11 protein-coding genes are annotated in these 11587 nt (G+C 69.5%); 9 read left to right on the top strand and 2 right to left on the bottom strand.

What is annotated here, in order from left to right:
- The 7 genes from ABZU46_RS28195 to ABZU46_RS28165 all read left to right on the top strand — a co-directional run.
- A partial coding sequence (locus tag ABZU46_RS28195; protein WP_354862471.1) for a F0F1 ATP synthase subunit delta occupies nt 1-783 on the top strand: 783 nt, incomplete at its 5' end.
- A 141-nt stretch (nt 784-924) separates the two neighbouring features.
- A complete protein-coding gene (atpA, locus tag ABZU46_RS28190) occupies nt 925-2577 on the top strand; it encodes a F0F1 ATP synthase subunit alpha (RefSeq protein WP_354862470.1) in 1653 nt (550 codons plus the stop codon).
- 4 nt (nt 2578-2581) lie between these two features.
- On the top strand, nt 2582-3511 hold the full coding sequence (locus tag ABZU46_RS28185; protein WP_354862468.1) for a F0F1 ATP synthase subunit gamma: 930 nt from the start codon (nt 2582-2584) through the stop codon (nt 3509-3511).
- Complete coding sequence (atpD, locus tag ABZU46_RS28180; protein ID WP_354862466.1) at nt 3511-4947, top strand: F0F1 ATP synthase subunit beta; 1437 nt, start codon at nt 3511-3513, stop codon at nt 4945-4947. Before ABZU46_RS28185 ends, atpD begins: the two co-directional genes overlap by 1 nt.
- Nucleotides 4948-5167: 220 nt before the next feature.
- Entirely contained in the window at nt 5168-6310 is a 1143-nt protein-coding gene (locus tag ABZU46_RS28175; protein ID WP_354862464.1) for an LCP family protein, read from the top strand.
- 89 nt (nt 6311-6399) lie between these two features.
- Nucleotides 6400-6681: a F0F1 ATP synthase subunit epsilon gene (locus ABZU46_RS28170; protein WP_354862462.1), complete on the top strand. Its 282-nt coding sequence runs from the start codon at nt 6400-6402 to the stop codon at nt 6679-6681.
- 12 nt (nt 6682-6693) lie between these two features.
- The gene (locus tag ABZU46_RS28165) at nt 6694-7149 is read left to right on the top strand and encodes a DUF2550 domain-containing protein (RefSeq protein ID WP_354862460.1); all 456 of its coding nucleotides are present in this window, start codon (nt 6694-6696) and stop codon (nt 7147-7149) included.
- Between the two features lie 356 nt (nt 7150-7505).
- On the opposite strand, the gene ABZU46_RS28160 is transcribed toward ABZU46_RS28165, so the two are convergent.
- Nucleotides 7506-8078 (bottom strand): cob(I)yrinic acid a,c-diamide adenosyltransferase, encoded by a 573-nt coding sequence (locus tag ABZU46_RS28160; protein ID WP_354862458.1) that lies wholly within the window; start codon nt 8076-8078, stop codon nt 7506-7508.
- Between ABZU46_RS28160 and murA the strand changes: the two genes are divergently transcribed.
- Nucleotides 8077-9519: a UDP-N-acetylglucosamine 1-carboxyvinyltransferase gene (murA, locus tag ABZU46_RS28155; protein WP_354862457.1), complete on the top strand. Its 1443-nt coding sequence runs from the start codon at nt 8077-8079 to the stop codon at nt 9517-9519. The genes ABZU46_RS28160 and murA overlap by 2 nt on opposite strands.
- Before the next feature lie 57 nt (nt 9520-9576).
- Here murA and ABZU46_RS28150 read toward each other — a convergent pair whose 3' ends face one another.
- A complete protein-coding gene (locus tag ABZU46_RS28150) occupies nt 9577-10125 on the bottom strand; it encodes an RNA polymerase sigma factor (protein WP_354862456.1) in 549 nt (182 codons plus the stop codon).
- Nucleotides 10126-10169: 44 nt separating this feature from the next.
- Here ABZU46_RS28150 and ABZU46_RS28145 point away from each other — a divergent pair.
- A partial coding sequence (locus ABZU46_RS28145) for a serine/threonine-protein kinase (protein WP_354862454.1) occupies nt 10170-11587 on the top strand: 1418 nt, incomplete at its 3' end.

Genomic DNA, 11587 nt, shown 5'->3' with positions numbered 1-11587 from the left:
GAGCGCCTCGACGCGTTAGTCCGCGGCGGGGTGCCGTCGGCGGTGGCCTCCACCGCCGACGCCATCCTCTCCGTGGCGACCTTGCTGCGGCGTGAGCCGCGGCTGCGCCGCGCGCTGTCCGAGCCGGCTCGTTCCGGCACGGACCGCGGCGCTCTGCTCGGCGACATGCTGGGTGGGCGGATCGGCGCGGACGCGCTCGACCTGCTCGTGGTGCTGGTGTCCGGCCGCTGGTCGGCACCGTCGGAGCTGCTCGACGGCGCCGAGCGCCTGGGGGTGGAGGCGCTGCTGGCCAGCGCCGACTCCGCCGGCGAGCTGGGCGAGGTCGAGGACGAGCTGTTCCGCTTCGGTCAGGTCGTGACGGGTCAGTCGGCGCTGAGCAACGCGTTGGCCGACCCGGCCGCCCCGGTCGAGCGGCGGGCCACCCTGGCCCGTGAGCTGCTCGCCGACAAGGCCCACCCGGTCACCGTCCGCCTCGTCGAGGTGGCGCTGAGCGGGTTCGGCGGACGCTCCTTCATCGGGGCGCTCACCCGGCTGGTGGAGCTCGCCGCCGAGCGGCGGGACCGGCAGGTGGCCTACGTGACCGTCGCCGCCCCCTTGAGTGACTCCGACGAGCGCCGACTGGGTGCGAGCCTCGCCGCGATATACGGTCGAGAGGTCTCCGTCAAGCAGACGGTGGACCCCCACGTCCTGGGTGGCGTGAGCGTGCGGGTCGGCTCCGACCTGTACGACGGCACGATCCTGCGCCGCCTCAACGAGACCCGCAACGCGCTCGCGAAGCGCTGATCGGCTTCGCCGCCCAGCGGCTGAGCGGCTCCGCCGCCCAGCGTTGGGGTGGCTTCGCCGCTCAGCGCCCGGATTGACAGACGCCATTCGGACCGGTTGGTACTAGGTATCCCGGGCCCCTGAATTTTAAGGAAGCAGAGGATGGCCGAGCTGACCATCTCGACGGAGGAGATCCGCGGCGCCCTGGAGCGCTACGTCTCTTCCTACTCGTCCGACGTCTCCCGCGAGGAGGTCGGCACCGTCGCCGACACCGGTGACGGTATCGCCCACGTCGAGGGCCTGCCCTCGACCATGACCAACGAGCTCCTGGAGTTCGAGGACGGCACGCTCGGCGTGGCGTTGAACCTCGACGTCCGGGAAATCGGTGTCGTCGTTCTCGGTGACTCCGCCAAGTTGGAGGAGGGGCAGCGCGTCAAGCGCACCGAGCGGGTTCTCTCCGTTCCGGTCGGCGACGCCTTCCTCGGCCGTGTGGTCGACGCGCTCGGCCAGCCCATCGACGGGCTCGGTGACATCGCCAACGAGGGCTTCCGCGAGCTGGAGCTGCAGGCTCCGAACGTGATGGCCCGCCAGTCGGTGTTCGAGCCGCTGCAGACCGGCATCAAGGCCATCGACGCGATGACCCCGATCGGTCGGGGTCAGCGTCAGCTGATCATCGGTGACCGCAAGACCGGCAAGACCACGGTCGCCCTGGACGCCATCCTCAACCAGCGGGACAACTGGCGCACCGGCGACCCGAAGAAGCAGGTCCGCTGCATCTACGTCGCCATCGGCCAGAAGGCCTCCACGATCGCCTCGATCAAGGGGCAGCTGGAGGAGGCGGGCGCGATGGAGTACACGACCATCGTCGCCTCGCCGGCCTCCGACCCGGCCGGCTTCAAGTACCTGGCCCCGTACACCGGCTCGTCCATCGGGCAGCACTGGATGTACGGCGGCAAGCACGTCCTGATCGTCTTCGACGACCTGAGCAAGCAGGCCGAGGCGTACCGGGCCGTGTCGCTGCTGCTGCGTCGCCCGCCGGGCCGTGAGGCGTACCCGGGTGACGTCTTCTACCTGCACTCCCGCCTGCTGGAGCGCTGCGCGAAGCTCTCCGACGAGCTGGGTGGCGGCTCGATGACCGGCCTGCCGATCATCGAGACGAAGGCCAACGACATCTCGGCCTTCATCCCGACCAACGTCATCTCGATCACCGACGGCCAGATCTTCCTGGAGACCGACCTGTTCAACCAGGGCGTCCGTCCGGCGATCAACGTCGGCACCTCGGTCTCCCGGGTCGGTGGCGCCGCGCAGGTGAAGCCGATGCGCAAGGTCGCCGGTTCGCTGCGGCTCAACCTGGCCCAGTACCGCGAGCTGGAGGCGTTCGCCGCCTTCGCCTCCGACCTGGACCGGGCCTCCCGGGCCCAGCTCGACCGTGGTGTCCGGCTGGTCGAGCTGCTCAAGCAGCCGAACTACTCGCCGTACCCGGTGCAGGACGAGGTCGTCTCGGTCTGGGCCGGCGTCGAGGGCAAGCTGGACGACATCCCGGTGGGTGAGATCCGGCGCTTCGAGGCCGAGTTCCTCCAGTACCTGCGGCACAAGCACGAGGGCGTGCTGGCCGGTATCGCCGACAACCAGTGGGGCGACGACATCGTCAGCTCGCTGGACGCGGCGATCACCGAGTTCAAGCAGGTCTTCCTCGGCAAGGAGGACGAGCGCAAGGTCAACGACGCGCCGGCCGCGCCGCTGGAGGGTGACGAGAACCGCGAGACGGTCACCCGCTTCCGCGACGGCACGACCGACCGCCCGGCCGAGAGCTGATCCGATGGCGGCCCAGGTACGCGTTCTTCGTCAACGGATCCGCTCGGCGAAGTCGATGAAGAAGATCACCAAGGCGATGGAGCTCGTGGCGACGAGCCGGATCGCCAAGGCCCAGGCCCGGGTGCAGGCGTCCCTGCCGTACGCCCAGGCCATCACCAGTGTGCTCACGGCGCTGGCGTCCAACGCGCGGATCGACCACCCGCTGCTCACCCCGCGCGAGCGGGTGCGGCGGGCGGGCGTCCTGCTGGTCACCAGTGACCGTGGCCTGGCCGGCGGTTACAGCTCCAACGCGATCAGGATGGCCGAGTCGCTGATCGCACGGTTGAAGGCGGACGGCAAGGAGCCGGTGCTCTACGTCATCGGGCGTAAGGGTGTCGGGTTCTACCGGTTCCGCGACCGGCCGATCGAGGCGAACTGGACGGGGTTCAGCGAGCAGCCGTCGTTCGAGGACGCCCGTACCGTGGGTGAGACGCTGATCAAGGCGTTCACCGCCGGTGCGGACGACGTCGACGGCGGTTCCGGAGCGGACGGGGTGCTCGGCGTCGACGAGCTGCACATCGTCTACACCGAGTTCCACTCGCTGATGACGCAGACCCCGGTCACCAAGGTGATCGGTCCGATGCAGGTGGAGGACCGGCCGCGCTCCGAGGGGCTGCTGCCGGCGTACGAGTTCGAGCCGGAGGCGGAGGCGCTGCTCGACGCGCTCCTGCCGAGGTACATCAACACGCGGATCTACGCGGCGTTGATCGAGTCGGCGGCGAGTGAGTCGGCGTCGCGTCGGCGGGCGATGAAGAGCGCCACCGACAACGCCGAAGACATGATCGACAAGTACACGCGTGAGATGAACTCGGCCCGCCAGGCCGGGATCACCCAGGAGATCAGCGAGATCGTCGGCGGCGCGAACGCGCTGGCCGCGTCGGGAAGTGAAGTGTGATGACTGCCCCAGTAGAGACCAAGACGGCCACGGGTCGCGTGGTCCGGGTCATCGGCCCGGTCGTCGACGCCGAGTTCCCGCGCGACGCCATGCCGGCCCTGTTCAACGCGCTCAACGTCAACGTGAACCTGTCCGGCGGTGAGAAGACGCTGACCCTGGAGGTCGCCCAGCACCTGGGTGACAACCTGGTCCGCGCGATCTCGATGCAGCCGACCGACGGCCTGGTCCGCGGCGCGGAGGTGACCGACCGCGGCGAGCCGATCACCGTTCCGGTGGGCGACGCCGTCAAGGGCCACGTCTTCAACGCGATCGGCGAGTGCCTCAACCTCACCGAGGGTGAGACCATCCAGGCCGACGACCGGTGGGGCATCCACCGCAAGGCCCCGGCCTTCGCGGACCTGGAGCCGAAGACCGAGATGCTGGAGACCGGCATCAAGGTCATCGACCTGCTCGCCCCGTACGTCAAGGGCGGCAAGATCGGCCTGTTCGGCGGCGCGGGTGTGGGCAAGACGGTGCTCATCCAGGAAATGATCACCCGTGTCGCCCGCAACTTCGGTGGTACCTCGGTGTTCGCCGGCGTGGGTGAGCGCACCCGTGAGGGCAACGACCTCATCGCCGAGATGACCGAGTCCGGCGTCATCGACAAGACCGCGCTGGTCTACGGCCAGATGGACGAGCCGCCGGGCACCCGGCTGCGGGTGGCGCTCTCCGCGCTGACCATGGCGGAGTACTTCCGGGACGTGAAGAAGCAGGAGGTGCTGCTCTTCATCGACAACATCTTCCGCTTCACGCAGGCCGGTTCCGAGGTCTCCACGCTGCTCGGCCGCATGCCGAGCGCCGTGGGTTACCAGCCGACCCTGGCCGACGAGATGGGCGAGCTCCAGGAGCGGATCACCTCCGTCCGGGGCCAGGCCATCACCTCCATGCAGGCGATCTACGTGCCGGCGGACGACTACACCGACCCCGCTCCGGCCACCACGTTCGCCCACCTGGACGCGACCACCAACCTGGAGCGGTCGATCTCCGACAAGGGCATCTACCCGGCCGTGGACCCGCTGGCGTCCTCGTCCCGGATCCTCGCCCCGGAGTTCGTCGGCCAGGAGCACTTCCAGGTCGCCACCGAGGTGAAGCGGATCCTGCAGCGCTACCGCGACCTGCAGGACATCATCGCCATCCTCGGTATCGAGGAGCTCTCCGAGGAAGACAAGATCACCGTGCAGCGCGCGCGGCGGATCGAGCGCTTCCTCTCGCAGAACACCTACGCGGCGGAGCAGTTCACCGGCGTGCCGGGCTCGACGGTCCCGATCAAGGAGACCATCGAGGCGTTCCGCAAGATCAGCGAGGGTGAGTACGACCACTTCCCCGAGCAGGCGTTCTTCATGTGCGGCGGTCTCGAGGACCTGGAGCGCAAGGCTGAGGAGCTGATGAAGGGCTGACAGCCCGCTCATCCGTACCGCAAAAGACTGCCCCGGCAATGTCGGGGCAGTCTTTTGTTCATCTTGACGCCTTACCATCGTCGCGGTCCGTTACTCGTGGTCGTCGCTCCGGCGGCGCGCGAGATACGGTCGGTCCGCGCGTTCACCTGAACGAGCGCTGACTTCTGCAACCTTTCGACGACGTGCGCCCGTCTCCTCTTCGTGGGCGTAACGAACGGAGATGCGCGTGGGTAAGGCCGGCAAGAGTGGCCGCAAGTCGTCCATCTGGCGGGGCGTGCCGCGCTGGGCCAAGGTGTGCACCGTGTTCGGCCTGGTGCTGACCATGCTCAGCGGCGGGGTGCTGGTCGGCACCGAGGTGCTGATGGCCCGCTACGAGGGCGCCGTCGGCAAGGCCGACCTCTTCGGTGACCAGGCGGCCGGCGCCAAGGAGAAGAAGAGCGAGATCAAGGGCCCGCTCAACCTCCTGCTGGTCGGCATCGACCCGCGTACGCCGACGGCGGCGCCGCTGGCCGACTCGATCATGGTGCTGCACGTGCCCGCGTCGATGGACCGGGCCTACCTCTTCTCGCTGCCGCGTGACCTCTACGTCGACATCCCGGCGTTCAAGAAGGCCAACTTCTCCGGCGAGACGACGAAGATCAACGCAGCGATGTCGTTCGGCAGCCGGGTGCCCGACGGCAACCCCGACGCGGCGCGCGGCTTCGAGTTGCTGGCCACCACCGTGCAGAACGTGACCGGCATCAAGCGGTTCGACGCCGGGGCGATCATCAACTTCACCGGCTTCCAGAAGATCGTCGACGCGATGGGCGGCGTCGACATGTACGTCGAGCGGGACGTGAAGTCCGAGCACAAGCAGCCGGACGGCAAGCCCCGGCCCGGCAACACGCGGGGCGAGGGCTACGTCGGCCCGCAGGCGATCTACAAGAAGGGCAACCACCACCTCAGCGGGTGGCAGGCCCTGGACTACGTTCGGCAGCGCTACCCGAAGAACGGTGTGCCGGACGCCGACTACGGCCGGCAGCGCCACCAGCAGCAGTTCGTCAAGGCGATGGTCGGCCAGGCGTTCAGCGCCGACGTGGTCGCCAACCCGATCAAGCTCGACAAGGTGCTTCGCGCCGCCGGTCAGTCGCTGATCTTCAACGGTCGGGGCAACAGCGTGGTCGACTTCGGGCTGGCCCTGAAGAACATCCGCCCGAACACCATCCAGATGATCAAGCTCCCCGGCGGTCCGGTCTTCGAGGGCAAGACCTACAAGGGTGAGCAGTTCCAGGCAGGCGTCCCGGACTTCTTCACCGCCCTGCACAATGAACAACTGGACCCGTTCCTGCTCGAGCACCCCGAATTCCAGAACAAGACGAAGTAGGCGTGGCGCAGCTCTCCCCACCCGCGTTGGGGGTGGCTCGGCGTCACGACTAGACTTTCGGCAATCCGTCGCCGCAGCAAGGAGACAGCGTGGCACAGCAGCTTCACGTCGAGCTCGTCGCCGTCGAGGAGAAGGTCTGGTCCGGTGAGGCCGAGATGGTCGTCGCCCGGACCACCGAGGGTGAGCTCGGTGTCCTGCCGGGGCACGCGCCGCTGCTCGGCCAGCTCGCCGAGCCCGGCCAGGTCCGCATCAAGCTGGCCGGGGGTCAGCAGGTCTCCTACGACGTGGCCGGTGGCTTCCTCTCGGTGAGCGCCGAGGGCGTCACCGTGCTTGCCGAGAGCGCGACCCCGGTTTCCGCGCAGAGCCGCTGAGTCACCCCGCGGATGGAGATCGTCGAAGGCATCGGGATCGGCGTCGCCGTCATCCTCGTCGCGCTTCTCGTGCTCTTCGTCCGGCGGGCCGTCGTGACCTGCAGCGGTGGCATCATCCGGCTCAGCGTCCGGGTCACCACCGTGCTCGACGGGCGTGGCTGGTCACCCGGCTTCGGTCGGTTCGCCGGTGACGAGCTGCGCTGGTATCGAATGTTCAGCTTCGCGCTCCGTCCCAAGCGGGTCCTCTCCCGCAAGGATCTCGCGGTCGAGCGCCGCCGATTGCCCGAAGGGCAGGAACGGCTCTCCATGCCAGCCGACTGGGTGATCCTCCGCTGTACGAGTCACCACGCACCGGTGGAGATCGCCATGGCGCGGTCGACCGTGACCGGTTTCCTCTCCTGGCTCGAGGCCGCCCCTCCGGGGGCGGTCTCGCCGCGTATGGCCTCCCAGGACTGGCCGGCTGCCTGAGGCTCGTCCGTGGTCGCCCTTGGGGTTTCCGGGGGAGCCCGCCCGGCTCCGGGCGGTCAGGCTTGATCCCTGCGCCGGGCGGGCTCCCCCGGAAACCCTTCGTCGGGCACTGTCCGTCGTTCTGGCGCGGGCTTCTGTCAGCTGCCGTTACCGATGCAGACGCGTCCTGCCTCGCGGGTTGATCGGCTCGACTTTCCTGATGTCGGGGGTGTCCTGGTGGCCGGGACACCCCGACTTAAGGAAGCGGAGTTGATCAAGGCGCTGGTCGGGCGGCCGGGCTGAGGAGTCGGCTCGGCGAGGCGTGGTGGCGATCAGATTGGGAAGTCACACCTCGACGTCGCGCGCAGCGCCCGACCTCAGCGCTTGCCGCCGGGCACCCATAGCACATCTCCCGCCGGATTTGCCGTTCTTGACAGGATAAAGAGCAGATCGGAGAGCCGGTTGAGATACTTTGCCGGGAGCGGGCTGGTCCGGTCCGGATCGTGGCTGACCAGCGCCCACGCCGCCCGCTCGGCACGCCGGGCGATGGTCCGCGCCACGTGCAGCAGCGCCGCGCCCGCGGTGCCGCCGGGGAGGATGAAGGAGTCGAGCTTGCTCAGGCGTGCGTTGTACTCGTCGCACCAGCCCTCCAGGCGCTCGACGTACTCCTCGGTCACCCGCAGCGGCGGGTACTTCGGCTCCGGCTCGACCGGGGTGGACAGGTCGGCGCCGACGTCGAACAGGTCGTTCTGCACCGACGCCAGCACGCCCCGCAGTTCCTCGTCGAGCTGGCCGAGAGCGAGCGCGACACCGATCGCCGCGTTGCACTCGTCGACATCCGCGTACGCGGCGATGCGTGGATCGGTCTTCGGGACCTGCTCGTTGTTGCTCAGCCTGGTCATGCCGGCGTCGCCGGCCTTGGTGTAGATGCGCGTGAGGTGGACGGCCATGACGCACAGCCTACGGATACCGGACCTGACGATCCCCGCACGGCCGGACGCGACAGCCGGCTGGCCCGCGGTGGTGGGTCCCGGCGACGCCGGCGATCCGGCGGTCAACGACGTGGACGTCATCCGGGTCTGCGGTGCCGCCCGGCTGGCGGGCACCGTACACGTCGTCGGCGCCAAGAACTCGGCGCTGAAGTTGATGGCCGCCGCGCTGCTCGCACCCGGCCGCAGTGTGATCACCAATGTTCCCCGGATCACCGACATCGCGATCATGGGGGAGGTGCTGCGGCGGCTGGGCTGCGACGTCCGGTTCGACGCGGACGACCCCGTCGACCCCATGGTGGCCCGCGGCGGCGTCGCCCGGTCCCGCTCGGTGACCATCGACGTACCCGCGCAACCCGGCGCGGAGGCCGACTACGACCTGGTCCGACGGCTGCGCGCGTCGATCTGCGTGCTGGGCCCCCTGCTGGCCCGTCGGGGGTACGTGCGGGTGGCCCACCCCGGCGGCGACGCGATCGGCTCGCGCGGCCTGGACATGCACATCTCCGGGCTGACCCGGATGGGCGCGGAGATCTCCGGCGAGCACGGCTTCGTGATCGCCGAGGCCCCGCACGGGCTGCGCGGCGCGGACATCGTGCTGGACTTCCCCAGCGTGGGCGCGACCGAGAACCTGGTGATGGCGGCCGTGCTGGCCCAGGGCACCACGACGATCGACAACGCGGCCCGGGAGCCGGAGATCGTCGACATCTGCACGATGCTCAACCAGATGGGCGCGCGGATCTCCGGCGCCGGCACGTCCACCCTGCGGATCACCGGCGTGGCCGGCCTGCGTCCGGTGCGGCACGCCACAGTGGGGGACCGGATCGTCGCCGGCACCTGGGCCTTCGGCGCCGCGATGACGCGCGGCGACGTGACGGTGACCGGGCTGGACCCGGCCTACCTGGAGGTCGCGCTGGACAAGGTCGTCGCGGCCGGCGGCCTGGTCGAGACGCACGGTGACGGCTTCCGGGTACGCATGGACGACCGGCCCCGGGCGGTGGACGTGGTGACGCTGCCGTACCCCGGCTTCGCCACCGACCTGCTGCCCATGGCGATCGGGCTGGCCGCGGTCAGCGACGGCGCCTCCCTGATCACGGAGAACATCTTCGACGGCCGGTTCATGTTCGCCAACGAGATGATGCGGCTCGGCGCGGACATCAAGACCGACGGGCACCACGCGGTGGTCCGGGGGCGGGAGCGGCTGTCCGGAGCGCCGGTACGGGCCACCGACATCCGCGCCGGCGCCGGGCTGATCATCGCCGGCCTCTGCGCGGACGGGCCCACGGAGGTCTCCCACGTGCACCACGTCGACCGGGGGTACCCGGATTTCGTGGCCGACCTGCGCGCGCTCGGTGTGGCGGTGGAGCGGGGCACCGCGCCGGACGAGCCGTCGCTGGAGATCTGACGCCCTGGCCGGCGTCCCACCGGGTCGGCACCCGCGAACGCTGTGGGTCGCGCGGTGTCAGGTGGCCTGCAGCGAGGCACGCACGTGCCGTCGTGCGTCGTGGATACGTGACTTCAGGGTGCCGACCGGAATGGCGAGATGGTCGGCGATCTGGTCGTAGGTCAACTGGCACAGGTCACGCAGCACCAGCGGGGCGACCAGTTCGGGTCGGTGCGCCTCCAGTCGTTCCAGCGCGTCCAGCAGGTCGAGTCGGGAACCCGCGATCACGCTTGTGGTGCGCGGGTCGGCGGCGTCGAGCGGGAGCTGTGGCGTGGACTGCTCGTCGGCCCGGCGCTTGAGGCTGCGGTACGTCTGCCGGGCGCAGTTGGCCGTGACGATGTGCAGCCAGGTGGAGAACTTCGACCGGCCCGCGAAGCTGTCGATCTTGCGGGCGACCTGCAGGAGGGCATCCTGGCACGCCTCTTCGGCATCCTGCCGGCAGGGAAGGAGGCGCAGGCACTGCCGCATGACCTGCGGGCCGATCCTGACCAGCAACATGTCCAGTGCGGCGGCGTCGCCCCTTGCGGCACGACCGGCGAGATCCTCGATAGCAAGATCGTCTGACAAGCTCAGGCCCCGTTCCTCAGCGTCTTGTCGGCCATAATACGGGCGTGTCAGTACCCGGCAAGATCGGTCGATACCGCGTTGTACGGCGTATCGGTTCCGGAGCGTTCGCCACCGTGTGGCTCGGCGCCGACGATGCTCTGGACGCTTCCGTAGCGATCAAGGTGCTGGCGGATAACTGGTCGTACCACGCTGATCTGCGGGAGCGGTTCGAGCAGGAAGCGCGGATCATGCGGCGGACGGATTCCAGTCTGCTCGTGCGTGTGCTCGACGTCGGTGAGCTGCCGGACGGACGGCCGTACCTGGTGATGCCGTACGCGGCTGGTGGCACCCTCGCCGATCGGCTCGTCTCGGGGCCGCTGCCGGTACGGGAGGCCCTGCTCATCGCGGCCGACATCGCCAGCGCCGTCACGGTGCTGCACGAGGCCGGCGTGCTGCACCGGGATCTCAAGCCGTCCAATGTGTTGTTCCAGCCGGCTGCGGACCGGGATCGGGTGCTCGTCGCCGACCTCGGTCTGGCCAAGGCGCTCGCCAACGCGTCCGGCTTCACCATCGCGGCTGGCACACCCGGCTACATGCCACCCGAGCAGGCCACCGCCGGTGGTGGTCTGGACATCCGCGCCGACGTGTACGCGATCGGCGCGACGACCTACCACATGGTGACCGGCCGCCCGCCCGAGCCGGCACGGTCGACCGGTAGCCGTTCGGGCCGGGCCGGGCGCACCCTGCCCCGTCCATCCGAGCTTCGGCCCGGAATTCCCTCCGAAGTGGACGACCTGGTGCGCCGCGCGCTGCATCCCGACCCGCGGCAACGCTGGGCGTCCGCTGCCGTGATGCGCGAGGAGCTGCACCGGGTCATCGCGTCGTTGGAGCGGGACGCGGGCCGTGGCCGGTTCGTGCGGCAGGTGGGGCGGGTCGTCGGCGTCGGGGTCGCACTGACCGCGCTGCTGGCGATGACTGGTTCCAGTTCCACGCTGCCGGCACGGTCCGGGTGGGTTCGCGTGGACGACGCCTCCGGTGCTCTTTCGGTGGCGGTGCCGGCGAGCTGGGCCGGCCAGGTGAAGGACGCCGGCTGGGACCCTTCGGTACTGCGCCTTCCCGCTGGCCAGGCGCCGGGTCTCGTGGTCGCCCCGAACCTCGCCGTCTGGCCGGACCCGGCGAGTGGGATGGCCGGTGTGTTCGTCGGCGCGAGCAGGGCCCTGCTCGCCGGCGACCCGGAACCGGCGTTACCCGGCCACCCCTCCTGCGTCCGGCAGCCCGACCGGACCGTGAACGTGGGGGGTGACAGGGCGTTGGTACGACGGTGGACATCGTGTGGCGCTTCGGTGTCGTTCAGCGAGGTGGTGTTGGCCGTGCCGCAGCGCGGCTGTGGCGTCTACCTGCAGATCAAGCAGGTCGGTGACGAGGACCTGACCGACGAGATCCTGGCCGGCCTGCGGTTGTCCAGCGCGCTGGCGCCGCAACA

Origin of the sequence: Micromonospora sp. NPDC005197 (assembly GCF_040608295.1) — a bacterium.
Classification (GTDB): domain Bacteria; phylum Actinomycetota; class Actinomycetes; order Mycobacteriales; family Micromonosporaceae; genus Micromonospora.
The sequence above is the reverse complement of the archived record's forward strand: the minus strand, read 5'-3'. Positions and strand labels throughout refer to the sequence as shown.

Coding starts and splice junctions, on each gene's coding strand:
- atpA (WP_354862470.1), top strand. CDS start 925: ATGGCCGAGCTGACCATCTCGACGGAGGAGATCCGCGGCGCCCTGGAG.
- ABZU46_RS28185 (WP_354862468.1), top strand. CDS start 2,582: ATGGCGGCCCAGGTACGCGTTCTTCGTCAACGGATCCGCTCGGCGAAG.
- atpD (WP_354862466.1), top strand. CDS start 3,511: ATGACTGCCCCAGTAGAGACCAAGACGGCCACGGGTCGCGTGGTCCGG.
- ABZU46_RS28175 (WP_354862464.1), top strand. CDS start 5,168: ATGCGCGTGGGTAAGGCCGGCAAGAGTGGCCGCAAGTCGTCCATCTGG.
- ABZU46_RS28165 (WP_354862460.1), top strand. CDS start 6,694: ATGGAGATCGTCGAAGGCATCGGGATCGGCGTCGCCGTCATCCTCGTC.
- murA (WP_354862457.1), top strand. CDS start 8,077: ATGACGCACAGCCTACGGATACCGGACCTGACGATCCCCGCACGGCCG.
- ABZU46_RS28160 (WP_354862458.1), bottom strand. CDS start 8,078: ATGGCCGTCCACCTCACGCGCATCTACACCAAGGCCGGCGACGCCGGC.